Raw genomic sequence first — 16,005 nt, forward strand, 5'->3', positions numbered from 1 at the left:
CCGCACGACGGCCGCGTCACCAGACCGCCGCGAGGGTGTGCGGGTGGGTAACCCGCTCGTCTGAGCTTAACTGGCGGGTAACGAGCGCGCCAGCCCTCGTGTTTGTGACGTACGTCCTGTGGGATCCGCGGCGCCCCTTAATCTCTTCAGTCATGGACGAAGAGGTGCGATCGCTCACGGAGCGCTTACGGGCCGAGTCGGGCGGGTCGGCGGCGTACGACCGCCTCCTGGCGACCGACGACCCCGACGCGCTGGCCGCGGTGCTCACCGAGCCCGGACAGCCGCTGTGGGCCCGGGAGCTGGCCGCGTTCCGGCTGGGGCTCGCGGGGGACCGGCGGGCGTTCGAGTCCCTGGTGCTGCTGCTGAACCACCGTGACCCGCCGCGCTGCGCCTCCGCCGCGTACGCCCTCGCCCGGCTCGGCGACCCGCGCACCGCCCGCGCCGCCGCCGCCCTCGCCACCAACGAACTCCGCGTCGCCTACGCCCTGCACCCGGTGCGCCTCCTGGTCGAGCTGCGCGCCCCGGAGGCCGTGCCCGCCCTGATCACCACGCTGCGGCGGCGGCTGCGCCCGCACGACCCCTACCGCCGCGTGGCCCTCGCCTGCGTGGAGGGACTGGGCGCGCTCGGCGACGCCCGGGCCCGGCCCGTCCTGGACGAGGCCCTGGCGCATCCGGCGCTCGCGGAGGCGGCGGTGCGGGCGCTGGCGCGGATTCCGAAGCAGCGGTGAGCGTCCACCCCTCGGCGCCGGCCGGCCGCCGGCACGGGGTGACCACCCGCCGCAGCGTCAGCCGACCGGACGAGATCTGGTGCTACATCGCCTCCTGCCCCGTGCACACGTCCGGCTGCGCTGCCTTCGCACCCCGGGAGCTCACGTTTCACTGCGGGGCTTCGCGGCGCAGTCGCCGACCGCGCCGGCGCATTCCGGTGACGGGGATCCCGGCAGCGAAGACCAGGACCGCGACGAAGAAGGCGATGCCCAGGGCCTCCTGAAGTCCGCTCGCCAGACCGCTGTAGCCAACGTCTACTCCGATGACCCACGCGGAACACGCCGAGCAGCTCGCAGGCACGGGCTCCGGAAGGAGACGTAGCAGGACAGCAGCGCCCGGTCCGGCGCGCACCCCGTCTGTGCGAACGGTTCGTCCCGTTGCTGATCGGGGAGTGCCGGCGGCTGACGAATCGGCACCTTCGGCCGCAGTCGCCCTCGCCGGTACGTGGCACGGGCCTCGACCGGGCTGCGGCGTGTCAGCGGACTGACGTCGCCCAGCATCCGATCCCGCAGGTAACTGCCGACCGGCCCGATCTCTCGACCAGCGGCACCCACTGCACACCACGGCGATGAGGCCGCCGTGCCTTGCCACCGCCCGGAAGCTGATCGAGGAACGGGTGATCTGCGAACGCGAACGGGCGACCAGGCTGTCACGCTCCGCGCACCCCGTCTGCGAGGCCGTGGTGCCAGGGGTGATCAGCACCCTCCAGGCTCTGATCATTTGTTTCATCGGCTTCGCCCCGCGGGAGCTGCCCGCCGGGGGACTGATCCCCAAAAGCGCACCCGTCGTCGAGCTGACGATCGCCGTCGTGCTTCCCGGCTTCGCGTCGAAGACGTGCGACCGGTGGTGATCTCCGCGCCGGCGAGACCGGCCGAGAAGACCATGCCTTGCCGGTGATGTCCTGCGTCGTCCAGGTCGTCTCCACCGGCATCCTCTCCCCGATCTCCGGCGAGCCGCTCGTCGAGCGGCTCGCCTGGCCCGTGCCGGCCCCTGGAGGGCCGGCACGGAGGCCGTGGCCATCGGGCTGTCCCCTCCTGGTGCCGCCGTTCAACCGCCGGGACCAGGCGGCACCAGACCCCCTGTGGCAGCAGACGGGCGCCCGGTGGTGGGCCAACGCGGCGATGCCGACGCTGATCGCGATCACCTGCGGGTCGTCGTGTTGCGGCTGCTGAGGCGGCCCGAGCCCGACGCCGTGCGCCGTCGCCGATCACCGGACCCACTCCCCTTGACCCTGGTCGAATCCGGGTCCAGCGTGGAGGTGTACGACCTCAACGGCACGACCGGACGAGAAAGGCGCACGAGCGGAGTCCGCGATGACCGCCGCATCATCCCACCTCCGACGGACTCGATGCCGTCCGGTGGCCCAAGCGCTTGTCGTTCTCCTGTTGGTCCTCGGAGGGAATGCCTACGCGGGTGCGGCGTGGCCGGCAGCTCCCGCCGACGCCCCGAGTCCGCCGCCGGCGTCCGAAGAGCATTCGATGCCTCCCGGCACTGATCCTGATCGGCCCACGGAGCCCTTGCCGCACGGATCCCCCGACAATCCGGCGCGGTCGCCGACCCCCCATACGCCCGGCGGGCACGCCACCATGCGGCCGGACAGGATTCCGCCGCAGGACTACGCGGCGGACGCCGTCGCCCGCGTCGAGGTCGCGGCGCACGTGGATGTCGCTGTGCACTGGGACACGATGCGTCAGTACCACTTCACCTCGGTCATCGATACCACCGCAGGCGGCACGGGCGTCTTCGTCCATCCGAGCGGGGTCCTGGTCACCTCCGCCGAAGCCGTCGAACTGAACCGGGAACGGGTCACCATCTATGCGGTGAACCAGGCATGGCACCGGGCCGCTGGAGTGCCCCTGCCCAAGGACCCGTTCGGGCGTGTCCGCGTGCCCGACGATCCAAGACTCGACACGGCCGTCAACAGCTGCTACGAGCCCAACGACCCCCGGGCGGAATGCGCCGTCTTCATCACGCCCGAGATCAGGGTGCACCCCTACACCGCGGCCGAGAAGTCCAGGGTCCTGAAGGCCACCCTCATGTCCGCCTCGGGCGGAGTGGCGGTGCTCTCCGCCGCCGCCCCGGACAAGACAGCCACGGTCGCGCTCGCACCGGACGAGCAGGCCGACGCGACATGGACGTCCGTCGGCTGGCCCACCAGGCCCACGGCAACGGCGGAGCCGGCCAGCACGCAAGGTCGTTACGACCGCCAAGGAGGCGTCTCCGCCCAGGACATCGACAAGCTGCGAAACCAACTGGGTTCCGGGATGCCCGGCTCGGTGTTCGTCAACGACCGTGGCGCCGTGACCGGCATGCTGAGCCCCACCGACCGCGGGGTGGACATCTTGCCGCCCGCCCGGATCACCGCGGCGCTCGACAAGAGCGGTGTACAGGCCGAACGCGGCCCAGGAGACTCCAGCCTGGCCAACGGGCTGGCGCTGTACGCCAAACACGAGTACCGCCACGCCGCGCCGTGGCTGCACAGCGCCGCTGACGACACCGGGCAGGGGGCGATGGCCGTCCAGTACCACAAGGCGGCGCACGACAACACGGGCAAGCCCAACGACATGAGCGACGAGGCCGACGCGCACACCGGCCGCTCCGCTGCCGGCAGCGGCACCAACTGGGCTCTGATCGGACCACTCGCCGGGCTGGCGGTCCTGGCGGCGGCGGGCGCAGCACTGCTCGTGCGCAGGCGCCGCCCGCAGGGGCCTGCCGACGGGAGCGACCCGGAAGGTGCGCCCACCACCAGGAACTCTGCCACGCGGATCGGTCGATCCGCACCCGGGCGACGTCCACCGCCCACAGTGACGAAACCCCCGGCCCCCGAGAACCACGAGCGCCGCGCTCCCGGCCGGCCGGAGCCACGTGCGCCGGGTGCCGACGAGCCGCCGACCGGCCAGGGCACCTACTGCGGAAACTGCGGCGCCCTCCTGTCCCCGGGCGATCGCTTCTGCTTCTCCTGCGGCACCGCCTTCCACGGCTCCTGAGGACCCGACCGAAATGCCCACCCAACCGCGCATCACACTGGAACCCGGTGAGCAGCTGGCCGGTTACCGCATCGAGTCCTACATCGCTCGCGGCGGTATGGCCGTCGTGTACCTGGCCCGAGATCTGTCCCTGGGACGGCCGGTCGCCCTGAAACTGCTCGCGCCCGAACTCACCTCCCACGCGAACTTCCGGGCCCGCTTCGTCCGGGAGTCGGAACTGGCGGCCTCGGTCGATCATCCCAACATCCTGCCGATCTACGGTGCGGGGGAAGCCGAGGGCGTGCTCTACATCGCGATGCGTTACGTCGACGGGGAAGACCTGGAACGGCTGCTGAAGCGGCGAGCCGAGATCTCCGGGGGGCCCGGTCGACTGACGGTGGCCGAAGCGATGCCCCTGTTCACTCAGGCCGCAGGCGCACTGGACGCCGCGCACGGTGTCGGCCTGGTGCACCGGGACGTCAAACCCGGCAACATCCTCCTCTCCGGCGCCGACGAGCCGACCGCCGCGCGGCACGTCTACCTGACGGACTTCGGGCTGACCAAACGTTCAACGAGCCTCACCGGCTTCACCACCACCGGTCACTTCCTCGGCACGATCGCGTACGTCTCCCCGGAACAGATCGCCGGCCACGCCCTCGACGGTCGGACGGACGTCTACTCGTTGGGGTGCGTCATGTTCCAGGCGCTCACCGGCGAGGTGCCTTTCGCCCGCGACGACGACGCGGCCACTTTGTGGGCTCACATGTTCGCGGCCAGACCGAAGGTGTCCGCCTTCAGGGACGATCTCCCTGAAGGCGTGGACACGGTGCTGAACCGCGCGATGGCACCCGATCCGGAGGAGCGCCAGCCATCGTGTCGAGCGGTCATCGATGAGCTGCGGCAGGTGCTCCGCGGCTCGCCGCCGATGACGAGGTACCGGACGTCCGGTACCGGGCCGCGCACGCCGTCACCGACCGTCCCGCACACCCGACCGGTGCCGAAACGGACCGAGCCGGACCAGGGCACCGGAGCCGGGGAACGACGTCCCCGGCGACAACCGGCCCGGCCGCACGTGCCCCGCACCCGCCCCCCGCGGCGTGTACCGGTGCTGCTCGCCGCCCTGATCGTCCTCCTGGCCGGCGTGGTCGCCGCGGTGTTCACCCTCCGGTCCGACAGCTCCTGGATCGACACAGGAGACCAGGCAGCCCCCTTCCGGCTCGAACACCCCCCGGACTGGGCCCACCATCCGGCAACCGGTGCGGTGATGTACGCAGGTACCCCCGACCATCTCGTCGGCGTCTTCACCGACGGCGACAAGGAGCAGTGGCAGCGCGCCGGGAAGGTGGCCGACGATTCCCCGGCCAACCTCGCAGGAGTGATGCTCCGCTACACGAAGGAGCCGTTGAAGCTGACCACACCCGCTCAGGCAGCCGACGCGATCAGCGCGATCCCCGCATTCCGCCAGGCACCTCTCGGCGACCCGGTGCCCGCCCGCGTCGACGGCGTCAACGGCTGGCGACTGGACGGGGCACTGGCCAATCCCAACGGCACAGGCCCGCCGGACCGGATTGCCTACACCTACTACCTGCTCAGCGTCCCCAGCGGCACAGCCCACGTGGTCTTCTTCGCCCTGCCCGAGCGCATGGCAGCGCAGGACGAGACCTTCACCCGGGTGCGCGACACCGTCCAGCTGCCCGAGGCCTGAAGTCCATCACCGGAGGGGTGGCCGGCCTGCCTTCCGGTCCCCGGTCCGCGGCCATCCGTGAAGCCCGGCCCGGAGACGGCCGCAGTCGCGGGCCGCACCTCTGGCGCGTCCCCTGGCCGCGCCGAGGATGTCCCCGTGGCCTGCGCGGCCACGCCCCGGTTGCCCTCGACGCCCGGCGAGGTCGTCGGCGGCGCAGGACGCGGACAGCCCGGCGCGGACGGCGTCCAGGCAGGTGCCGTACGAGTGGCTGAAGTGGTCGGCCTTCTGCGTGCCGAGCGCCCGCCGCATCGGGTCCATGTCCTTCGCGGCGCTGATCGTGCCGATGCGGGGCAGGACGTCCGCGTGCTTCTCGGCACGGGCGGCGGCGAAGGACTCGGCGCGGGCGAGGCCGGCCCGCTCGACGGCGGGCGCCGCCAGCAGGGAGTCCGGGCGCGCCGGGGCGAGGTGGCCCGGTGCGCAGTCCAGGGCCGGCTCGCCGGCGCCCGCTGCGCGCGGGGTCGAGCGGGACCTTCAGGGACGCGCACCGGAGTCCCGGACCGTTCTCGGCGCCGCACTTCCTCCAGGCGGGTCCCGCGGCCGGTGCGGTGTCCGCGGGACGCGGTGAGCCCGCCTCGGCGGGAACGGCCGTGAGGGTCCCGGCCGCGGCGGCGGCGCCGCACAGCGCGGCCGCGCGTGTTCTCATGGGTCCTCCCGGGACGGGGGGGGGGCCGCGGGCCGCGGGGTCCACGGTCCTCGCCGCACCGTCCCGGGAAGCGTTCTCGGCAGAACGTTTTCCGTCGGACCGCGACCCGGTCGGGTCGCGGTATGCGCTCGAATGCTCCTAGAGGAAAGAGAGTTGAACCGGTCCGGTCGCCTCGGGGCGGGCCGGTCCGGCCGGCCGGATCCGTGGCGGCGCCTGTGCGCGGGTGGGCCCGATGCCGTACTCCTCGGCCAGTTCGTGGACCTGACGGGTGATGCGGCGCTGGTACCACCTCGGGGCGTAGGCGCCCTCGGCGTACAGCCGCTCGTAGCGGCCCACCAGGTGCGGATGGTGCCGCCCGAGCCAGGCCGTGAACCACTCGCGCGCCCCGGGCCGCAGGTGCAGCACCAGCGGGGTCACGGACGTGGCGCCGGAGGCGGCGATCGCCCGCACGGTCGCCCGCAGTTGGGCCGGGTGGTCGCTCAGGAACGGGATCACCGGCGCCATCAGGACCCCGCAGCCGACGCCGTGCTCGGTGAGGGCCCGCACGACCTCCAGGCGGCGTTCCGGCGCGGGCGCGCCCGGCTCGACGGTGCGCCACAGCCCGGTGTCGGTGAAGCCGACCGAGACGCAGATCCCGACGTCGGTCACCTCCGCGGCCTGCCGGAGCAGGTCCAGGTCGCGCAGGATCAGCGTCCCCTTGGTCAGGATCGAGAAGGGGTTCGCGCGGTCGCGCAGGGCCCCGATGATGCCCGGCATCAGCCGGTACCGGCCCTCCGCGCGCTGGTAGCAGTCGACGTTCGTGCCCATGGCGATGTGCTCGCCCCGCCAGCGCGGGGAGGCGAGCTGGCGGCGCAGCAGCTCGGGCGCGTTCACCTTGACCACGATCTGGGTGTCGAAGCCGAGGCCCGTGTCGAGGTCCAGGTGGCTGTGCGTCCTGCGCGCGAAGCAGTACACGCACGCGTGCGTGCAGCCCCGGTAGGGGTTGACCGTCCACTCGAAGGGCATGCGCGAGGCGCCCGGCACCCGGTTGAGGATCGAGCGGGCCCGCACCTCGTGGAAGGTGACGCCGCGGAACTCGGGCGCGTCGAACGTACGGCTGACGACCGCGTCCGCGCCGAACAGCGCGGCGTCGCCCGCCCGCTCGTGGCCGGAGTCCGCGGTGAGGTTCTCCCAGCGCATGAGGCCTCCTCGGTAGCACCGCCCACAGAATAGAACATATGTTCAGGTGATCGTGCGAGTACGTTTTCGATCGGGTTCGGACACCCCGATTTGGGGGGCCGGGGACCGGGGTGGTTGGCTGTGCCCCGACCCCGAGAACCCACCTCCTGGAGGAACCCGATGGCGCAGGTCGAGGCCACTACGGAGCGGATCGTCGCGGCGGACCCGGAGACGGTGTTCGACGCCCTCGCCGACTACGGCGGCACGCGCGCGAAGCTGCTGCCCGAGCAGTTCAGCGAGTACGAGGTCCGTGAGGGCGGCGACGGCGAGGGCACCCTCGTCCACTGGAAGCTCCAGGCCACCAGCAAGCGCGTGCGCGACTGCCTCCTGGAGGTCGAGGAGCCCACCGACGGCGAACTGGTCGAGAAGGACCGCAACTCCTCGATGGTCACCACCTGGCGGGTCACCCCGGCCGGCGAGGGCAGGTCCCGGGTCGTCGTGACCACCACCTGGAAGGGTGCGGGCGGCATCGGCGGCTTCTTCGAGAGGACCTTCGCGCCCAAGGGGCTGGCCCGCATCTACGACGCGGTGCTCGCCAAGCTGGCCGCCGAGGTCGAGAAGTAATCCCCAAAAGGCAAGCCTCTCAAGGGTGTTGGCCTCGTCACCGGTTCGGGTGGATCTCCGGACCGGTCGGCGATACCACGTAACTCGTCGCGCTCGCCGGTAGTTGTCGCTTTACGCGGGGTTTGCGCGTAATCGTGCGGTGGTGCGACGAGGGGAGCGGTACGTGGGCGGGATCACTGCGGTGCACGGCGAACCGGCCGAGGCGCCCCCGCAGGCCACCGTCCCGTCCCGGGGACCGGCCGTCCCGCTGAGCCCGGGCCGTGCGCGGCTCGTCTTCGCGGGACTGATGCCGGCGCTGCTGCTCGCCGCCCTGGAGCAGATGACCGTCGCCGCCGCGCTCCCGGAGATGGCCGGCGAGCTGCACGGCCTGGACAGGATGCCCTGGGCGATCACCGCCTACCTGCTCACCTCCACCGTCGGGCTGCCGGTCTACGGCAAGCTCGGCGACCTGCTCGGGCGCAAGGGCGTCTTCCAGTTCGCGATCGTCGTCTTCGTCGCCGGATCCGCGCTCGCCGGGCGGGCCCGGACCATGGACCAGCTGATCGCCTTCCGCGCCCTGCAGGGCGCCGGCGCCGGGGGCCTCCTCGTCGGCGTCCAGGCGGTCATCACCGACATCGTGCCGCCCCGGCGGCACGGCCGCTTCATGGGCCTGGCCGGCGCCGCCTTCGGGCTCGCGTCCGTGGCCGGCCCGCTGCTCGGCGGCTACCTCACCGACCACCTCTCCTGGCGGTGGTGCTTCCACGTCAACGTGCCCCTCGGCCTGCTCACCCTCGCCGTCGTCACCCTCGTCCCGAAACCGCCCAGGCCGGCGGCCCGGCCCCGCCCGGACCTGCCCGGCTGCCTGCTGCTCGCCGCGCTCTCCACCTGCCTGGTCCTGCTGGCCGGCTGGGGCGGCACCGCGTACGCCTGGGACTCGCGCGTCGTCCTCGGCCTCGGCGCGGGCGCGGCGGCCGCCGCCGTCCTCTTCCTGCTCGCCGAGCGCGCCTCCGCCGACCCCCTCGTCCCGCTGCGGCTGTTCAAGGACCCCGTCTTCAACGTCACCGCCCTGGTGGGCCTCGTCACCGGCGTCGCCCTGTACGGCGCCGCCGGCTACCTGCCGGCCTACCTGCAGATGGCCCACGGCGCCTCCGCCACCGAGTCCGGGCTGCTGATGCTGCCCATGACGGGCGGCATCGTCGGCGCCTCGGTCGTCGCCGGACAGCTCATCAGCCGCACCGGCCGCTACAAGGCGTACCCGGTCCTCGGCGCAGCCCTCTGCGTCACCGGCACGGGGCTGCTGTCCCGCCTGGAGGCGGACACCCCCCGGCTGCACTACGGCATCTGGACGGCCGTCCTCGGCACCGGCATCGGCCTGGTGATGCCGGTGCTGGTCCTCGCCGTGCAGAACTCCGTACGCCCCGCCGACCTCGGCACCGCCACCGGCGCCGGCAACTACTTCCGGCAGCTGGGCGGCAGCGTCGGCGCGGCCGCCTTCGGCGCCCTCTTCGCCGGCCGGCTCGCCGACGCGCTCGGCGAACGCCTCCCGGCGCGCACCGGTGCCGCCGGGCTCCCCGACGCCGGGTCGATCACCCCGCGGCTCGTGCACGCGCTGCCGCCGGCACTGCGCGACGGCTACGTCCGGGCCTACGCCGACGCCATGCCGCGCGTCTTCCTGTACCTGGTGCCGGTGCTCCTCCTCGGCCTGCTCACCGCCTTCTTCCTCAAGGAGAGACCCCTGGTGTCCCACCACGCCCCCGCCACCGGGACAAAGACCGCGCCGCCGCCGCGCGCCCCGCTCCCGCAGCGTTCCTCCCACGCCGCCGGGATCCCCGTCTGCGGCACCGTCCAGCACCCCGACGGGACCGTCGTCCCACGCGCCGCGCTCACGCTGATCGACGTCACCGGGCAGCAGACCGGTCGGGGCGCGAGCGGCGAGGACGGGCGCTACGCGCTGGCCACGCCCGGCCCGGGGGCGTACGTCCTGATCGCGGCGGCGGGCGGCCACCAGCCGCAGGCGGTCTCCGTGACCGTCGGCGAGCGCCCCGTCGAACTGGACATCGTCCTCGGCGGCGCCGGGCACCTCGTGGGCACCGTGGTCACCGCCGACGGCACGCCCGTGCGGGACGCCACCGTCACGCTCACCAACGTGCACGGCGAGGTGGTGGCCACCACCCGCAGCGGCCGGGAGGGCGGCTACGCCATCACCGAACTGGTGGCCGGCGAGTACACCCTCGCCGCCGGCGCGCCCGCCTTCCGCCCGGCCGCGCTGCCCGTCACCGTCCAGGCCGCCCGGGAGACCCGCCAGGACATCGAACTCGCCGGCGGCGCCCTGCTGCGCGGAACCGTACGGGCCGGCGGCGGACGGGCCGTCGAGGACGCCCGCGTGACCCTGCTGGACGCGGCGGGCAACGTCGTCGACACCCTCACCACCGGCCCCGACGGGACCTTCCGGTTCGTCGACCTGTCCTCCGGCGAGTACACCGTCATCGCCGCGGGCTACCCGCCGGTCGCCACCGTGCTCCAGGTGGCCGGCGGGGGGCGCACCGAGCGGGACCTGCACCTCGGGCACGAGGGCTGACACGACCGCCGCGCGGGACCCTCACCCGCACCCGTGCGCGCCCGCCGGCACGGCCGTTCCCCCGGTTCCGGCGGGCGGCGGCGTCCCCCTCGCCGCCCCCCGGGCACGGCCCCGGCGGCACGCCGGTGGAACCGCCGCCGAAACGGTGCGCGGCGGACCGCACGGGCTGACGGGCCGTCAGGGAGCCGGGACCGCGGCACCCCCGGCCGGCGCGGCCCGCGCCCCGTTCCGAACCGGGGGGCTGCGCCGCGTAGCCGGTCGTCCTCCCGGCGCGTAACGTGGCGGGGCATGAAGATCCTCATCAGCGCCGACATGGAGGGCGCCACCGGCGTGACCTGGCCGGCCGACGTACTGCCGGGGACGCCGCAGTGGGAGCGGTGCCGGGCGATGTTCACCTCGGACGTCAACGCGGCCGTGCTGGGCTTCCTCGACGGCGGCGCCGACGAGGTCCTCGTCAACGAGGCGCACTGGACCATGCGCAACCTGCTGCTGGAGCGGCTGGACGAGCGGGCGCAGATGCTCACCGGCCGGCACAAGGCGCTGTCCATGGTGGAGGGCGTGCAGCACGGCGACGTGGACGGTGTCGCGTTCGTCGGCTACCACGCGGGCGCCGGCATGGAGGGCGTCCTCGCCCACACCTACCTCGCCAACTCCATCACCGGGGTGTGGCTGAACGGCGTACGGGCCAGCGAGGGACTGCTCAACGCGCACGTCGTCGCGGAGTACGGCGTGCCGGTGGTGCTGGTGACCGGTGACGACGTGGCCTGCGAGGACGCGCTCGGGTACGCTCCCGAGGCGCTGAAGGTGGCGGTCAAGGACCATGTGTCGCGGTACGCGGCCGTGTGCCGGACGCCGGCCAGGACCGCCGCCGACATCCGGGCGGCGGCGAAGGAGGCGGCGGCCCTGGCGGTCCGCCGGCCGCCCCTGCACGCCGGCCCGTTCACCGTCGCCGTCGAGTTCGACGCCGAGCACCTGGCGATGGCCGCCACCGTCGTGCCGGGCGTGGACCGGACCGGGGAACGCAAGGTGGCGTACACGAGCGACACGATGTACCAGGCGATCCGTGCCTTCAAGGCGGTCACGACGATCGTCTCGGCCGCGGTGGAGGAGCAGTATGGCTGAGCACATGGACGCGCAGGCGCTGGACGAGGTCGTGAGATTCACCTCCGACCTCATCCGGATCGACACCACCAACCGCGGCGGCGGCGACTGCCGGGAGCGGCCCGCCGCCGAGTACGCCGCCGAACTGCTGGCCGGCGCGGGCCTGGAGCCGGTGCTGCTGGAACGCACCGAGGGGCGGACCAACGTCGTCGCCCGCGTCGAGGGCAGCGACCCCTCGGCCGACGCGCTGCTCCTGCACGGTCACCTGGACGTGGTGCCCGCCGAGGCCGCGGACTGGAGCGTGCACCCGTTCTCCGGCGAGATCCGCGACGGCGTCGTCTGGGGGCGCGGCGCGGTCGACATGAAGAACATGGACGCCATGATCCTCGCCGTGGTGCGGGCCTGGGCCCGCCAGGGCCTCAAGCCCCGCCGGGACGTCGTGATCGCGTTCACCGCGGACGAGGAGGCCAGCGCCGAGGACGGCTCCGGATTCCTCGCCGACCGGCACGCCGGGCTGTTCGAGGGCTGCACCGAGGGCGTCGGCGAGTCGGGCGCCTTCACCTTCCACGACGGAAGCGGGCGCCAGATCTACCCGATCGCCGCCGGCGAGCGCGGCACCGCCTGGCTGAAGCTCACCGCGCGCGGGCGGGCCGGGCACGGCTCCAAGGTCAACCGGGACAACGCGGTGACACGGCTCGCCGCCGCCGTCACCCGGATCGGCGAGCACGAGTGGCCGCTGCGGCTGACCCCGACCGTGCGCGCCGCGCTCACCGAACTCGCCGCGCTCCACGGCGTCGACCCGGACCTGACCGCCGTCGACGCGCTGCTGGACAAGCTCGGCACCGCCGCACAGCTCGTCGAGGCCACCGTCCGCAACAGCGCCAACCCGACCATGCTGGACGCCGGTTACAAGGTCAACGTGATCCCGGGGGAGGCCGTGGCCTACGTGGACGGCCGGTTCCTGGCCGGCTGCGAGGACGAGTTCCGCGCGACCCTCGACCGGCTCACCGGACCGGACGTGGAATGGGAGTTCCTCCACCGCGAGGTGGCCCTCCAGGCGCCCGTGGACTCGGTGACGTTCGCCAGGATGCGGGCGGCCGTCCAGGAGTTCGCCCCCGAGGGGCACGTGGTGCCGTACTGCATGTCCGGCGGCACCGACGCCAAGCAGTTCTCACGCCTGGGGATCACCGGTTACGGGTTCGCGCCGCTGAAGCTGCCGGAGGGCTTCGACTACGGGACCCTCTTCCACGGCGTGGACGAGCGGGTGCCCGTGGAGGCGCTGCACTTCGGCGTCCGGGTGCTCGACCGGTTCCTGCGCTCGGCCTAGGGAAAGGGGGAGACGTGCAGACCCTGCCGTACGGGGCGTGGCCCTCGCCGATCGACGCGGCCCTGGCCGCCGCGCACGACGGGCACCCCGAGTTCGTGGGCTTCGTCGGCGACGAGGTGTGGTGGACCGAGCCGCGGCCCGCCGAGGGCGGGCGGCGCGCGCTGGTGCGCCGGCGCGCCGACGGGACGGAGGAGCCGGTGCTGCCCGCGCCGTGGAACGTGCGCACCCGGGTCGTGGAGTACGGCGGAGCGCCCTGGGCCGGGACCGTGGCCGACGGGGCGCCGCTGGTGGTGTTCGCGCACTTCACCGACCAGCGGCTGTACCGGTACACGCCGGGCGGCGAGCCGCGCCCGCTGACCCCGGTGTCCCCGGTGGGCGGCGGGCTGCGCTGGGCGGACCCGGTGCTCAGGCCGGAACTGGGCGAGGTGTGGTGCGTGCTGGAGGAGTTCACCGGCGACGGGCCCACCGACGTACGGCGCGTCCTGGCCGCCGTCCCGCTGGACGGCTCGGCCGCGCAGGACCGGGACGCCGTGCGCGAACTCACCGGCGCCGCGCACCGGTTCGTGACCGGGCCGAGACTCTCGCCCGACGGACGGCGCGCGGCCTGGCTCGCCTGGGACCACCCGCGCATGCCCTGGGACGGCACCGAACTGGTCGTGGCCGAGGTCGGCGACGACGGCACCCTGCGCGGGGCGCGGACCGCGGCGGGCGGGCCGGAGGAGTCCGTGGCCCAGGCCGACTGGGCGGCCGACGGCCGTCTGCTGTACGTGAGCGACCGCACGGGCTGGTGGAACCTCTACCGCGACGGCGAGCCGCTGTGCCCCCGCGAGGAGGAGTTCGGCGGACCGCTGTGGAAGATCGGGCTGCGCTGGTTCGCCCCGCTGGACAACGGGCTCGTCGCCGTCGTGCACGGACGCGGGGCGACCGGCCTCGGGATCCTGGACCCGGAGACCGGGGAGGTCGTCGACGCGGCGGGCCCCTGGACCGAGTTCGCCCCCACGCTCGCGGCGGACGGCGAGCGGGTCGTCGCCGTCGGCGCCAGCCCGCGCAGCGCGTACGAGGTGGTCGAGCTGAACACCCGGACCGGGCGCGCGCGGGTGATCGGCGCCGAGCACGACGACGCGGTGGACCCCGCCTACTACCCCGAGCCCCGGATACGCACCTTCACCGGCCCGGACGGCCGCGAGATCCACGCCCACGTCTACCCGCCGCACCACCCCGGCTGCGTCGCGCCCGGCGACGAACTGCCGCCCTACGTCGTCTGGGCGCACGGCGGGCCCACCAGCCGGGCGCCGCTCGTGCTCGACCTGGAGATCGCCTACTTCACCTCGCGCGGCATCGGCGTCGCCGAGGTCGACTACGGCGGCTCCACCGGCTACGGCCGCGAGTACCGCAACCGGCTGCGCGAGCAGTGGGGCGTGGTCGACGTCGAGGACTGCGCCGCCGTCGCCGAGGCGCTGGCCGCCGAGGGCACCGCCGACCGCGGCCGGCTCGCCGTCCGGGGCGGCAGCGCGGGCGGCTGGACGGCCGCCGCCTCCCTGACGACGACCGACGTCTACGCCTGCGGCACCATCAAGTACCCCGTCCTCGACCTGACCGGATGGGGCTCGGGGGAGACCCACGACTTCGAGTCGCAGTACCTGGAGACCCTGATCGGACCGCTCGCCGAGGTCCCGGCGCGGTACGCCGAACGCTCGCCCGCCACGCACGCCGACCGGCTGACCGTGCCCTTCTTGATGCTGCAGGGCCTGGACGACGTGATCTGCCCGCCCGTGCAGTGCGAGCGGTTCCTGGCCCGGCTCGCGGGCCGGCGGGTGCCGCACGCGTACCTCACCTTCGAGGGCGAGGGGCACGGCTTCCGGCGCGCCGAGACCATGGTCCGCGCCCTGGAGGCCGAACTGTCGCTGTACGCCCAGGTGTTCGGCCTCAACCCGCCGGGCGTCCCCACCCTGGAGCTGGTCAGGTGAAGCCCCTGCTGAGGCCGTCCCGGCTCGCGCCCGGCGCCCGGGTCGCGGTGGTCGCGCCCAGCGGGCCGGTGCCCGAGGAACGGTTGCAGGCCGGGCTCGACGTGCTGCGCGGCTGGGACCTCGACCCCGTGGTGGGGCCCCACGTCCTGGACCGGCACGCCGAGTTCGGCTACCTGGCGGGCTCGGACGCCGACCGGGCCGCCGACCTGCAGAGCGCCTGGTGCGACCCGTCCGTCGACGCGGTGCTGTGCGCCCGCGGCGGGTACGGCGCCCAGCGCGTCGTCGACCTGCTCGACTGGGAGGCGATGCGGGCGGCGGGGCCGAAGGTGTTCGCCGGGTTCAGCGACATCACCGCGCTGCACGAGGCCTTCGCGACACGGCTGGGCCTGGTGACGCTGCACGGCCCGATGGCGGCCGGCGTCGACTTCCTCAAGGAAGCGCGCGCCCAGGAACACCTGAAGGCCACCCTCTTCGCCCCGGAGACGGTCCGCGTCATCGCCTCGGGCGCCACCGCCCTGGTCCCGGGCCGGGCACGGGGCGTCACACTCGGCGGCTGCCTGAGCCTGCTCGCCGCCGACCTGGGCACCCCGCACGCCCGGCCCTCCGCCGCCGGCGGGCTGCTGTGCCTGGAGGACGTGGGCGAGGAGACCTACCGGCTCGACCGCTGCCTCACCCAACTGCTGCGCGCCGGCCGGCTCGACGGGGTCCGCGGCATTCTGCTGGGCTCGTGGGCGCGGTGCGGTCCGTACGAGCGGGTGCGCGCGCTGCTCGCCGACCGGCTCGGCCACCTCGGCGTGCCCGTCGCGGAGGAGTTCGGCTTCGGGCACTGCGACGGGGCGCTCACCCTCCCCTTCGGGGTGGCGGCCGAACTGGACGCCGAAGCGGGCACCCTGACCCTCGACGAGCCCGCGCTGCGCTGAGCCCGGCCGCGACGGCCCGCCCGGACCCCGGCCGGCTGGGCCGCCGGGCCCTCGGGCCTGTCGTCGAACTCCCGTCTGCCCCGCGACGCCCTGCACGCCCTCTCGCCGCACCGGGCGCGGACCCGAGTACATCCGGTACGAGGGCCCGCGCCCGGCACGCCGAGAGCACGCACCCGACGCCGCGGGGCCCGCCCTCCGGGCGGACGACGGGAGTTCGACGACAGGCCCTA

The 16,005-nt window shown here is 73.9% G+C and carries 12 protein-coding genes; 11 read left to right on the plus strand and 1 reads right to left on the minus strand.

Annotated elements, in window-relative coordinates:
• Positions 1–152: 152 nt before the first annotated feature.
• From AB0L29_RS29940 to AB0L29_RS29960, 5 genes are all read left to right on the plus strand, one after another.
• On the plus strand, positions 153–728 hold the full coding sequence (locus AB0L29_RS29940; protein WP_365831460.1) for an adenylosuccinate lyase: 576 nt from the start codon (positions 153–155) through the stop codon (positions 726–728).
• Between the two features lie 731 nt (positions 729–1,459).
• Positions 1,460–1,618: a hypothetical protein gene (locus tag AB0L29_RS29945; protein WP_365831462.1), complete on the plus strand. Its 159-nt coding sequence runs from the start codon at positions 1,460–1,462 to the stop codon at positions 1,616–1,618.
• A gap of 37 nt (positions 1,619–1,655) precedes the next feature.
• Entirely contained in the window at positions 1,656–1,940 is a 285-nt protein-coding gene (locus tag AB0L29_RS29950; RefSeq protein ID WP_365831464.1) for a hypothetical protein, read from the plus strand.
• 414 nt (positions 1,941–2,354) lie between these two features.
• Complete coding sequence (locus tag AB0L29_RS29955) at positions 2,355–3,755, plus strand: zinc ribbon domain-containing protein (RefSeq protein WP_365831466.1); 1,401 nt, start codon at positions 2,355–2,357, stop codon at positions 3,753–3,755.
• Positions 3,756–3,768: 13 nt separating this feature from the next.
• Positions 3,769–5,439, plus strand: a complete 1,671-nt coding sequence (locus AB0L29_RS29960; RefSeq protein WP_365831468.1) for a serine/threonine-protein kinase — start codon at positions 3,769–3,771, stop codon at positions 5,437–5,439.
• An 820-nt stretch (positions 5,440–6,259) separates the two neighbouring features.
• Here the strand turns inward: AB0L29_RS29960 and AB0L29_RS29965 are convergent.
• Entirely contained in the window at positions 6,260–7,300 is a 1,041-nt protein-coding gene (locus AB0L29_RS29965) for an Rv2578c family radical SAM protein (protein ID WP_365831470.1), read from the minus strand.
• Positions 7,301–7,459: 159 nt separating this feature from the next.
• Here AB0L29_RS29965 and AB0L29_RS29970 point away from each other — a divergent pair, with 159 nt between their 5' ends.
• The 6 genes from AB0L29_RS29970 to AB0L29_RS29995 all read left to right on the plus strand — a co-directional run bounded on the left by AB0L29_RS29970 (position 7,460) and on the right by AB0L29_RS29995 (position 15,775).
• The gene (locus tag AB0L29_RS29970) at positions 7,460–7,903 is read left to right on the plus strand and encodes an SRPBCC family protein (protein WP_365831472.1); all 444 of its coding nucleotides are present in this window, start codon (positions 7,460–7,462) and stop codon (positions 7,901–7,903) included.
• Positions 7,904–8,066: 163 nt separating this feature from the next.
• Positions 8,067–10,460 carry an MFS transporter gene (locus tag AB0L29_RS29975; RefSeq protein ID WP_365831474.1) on the plus strand — a complete coding sequence of 798 codons (2,394 nt, stop codon included), beginning with the start codon at positions 8,067–8,069 and terminating at the stop codon, positions 10,458–10,460.
• A 288-nt stretch (positions 10,461–10,748) separates the two neighbouring features.
• A complete protein-coding gene (locus tag AB0L29_RS29980) occupies positions 10,749–11,582 on the plus strand; it encodes a M55 family metallopeptidase (RefSeq protein WP_365831476.1) in 834 nt (277 codons plus the stop codon).
• Complete coding sequence (locus tag AB0L29_RS29985; RefSeq protein WP_365831478.1) at positions 11,575–12,888, plus strand: M20/M25/M40 family metallo-hydrolase; 1,314 nt, start codon at positions 11,575–11,577, stop codon at positions 12,886–12,888. Before AB0L29_RS29980 ends, AB0L29_RS29985 begins: the two co-directional genes overlap by 8 nt.
• 14 nt (positions 12,889–12,902) lie before the next feature.
• The gene (locus tag AB0L29_RS29990; RefSeq protein ID WP_365831480.1) at positions 12,903–14,855 is read left to right on the plus strand and encodes a prolyl oligopeptidase family serine peptidase; all 1,953 of its coding nucleotides are present in this window, start codon (positions 12,903–12,905) and stop codon (positions 14,853–14,855) included.
• On the plus strand, positions 14,852–15,775 hold the full coding sequence (locus AB0L29_RS29995; RefSeq protein WP_365831482.1) for an LD-carboxypeptidase: 924 nt from the start codon (positions 14,852–14,854) through the stop codon (positions 15,773–15,775). Before AB0L29_RS29990 ends, AB0L29_RS29995 begins: the two co-directional genes overlap by 4 nt.
• Positions 15,776–16,005 lie beyond the last annotated feature (230 nt).

The sequence above is a fragment of the Streptomyces sp. NPDC052701 genome, assembly GCF_040678355.1.
Lineage (GTDB): Bacteria > Actinomycetota > Actinomycetes > Streptomycetales > Streptomycetaceae > Streptomyces.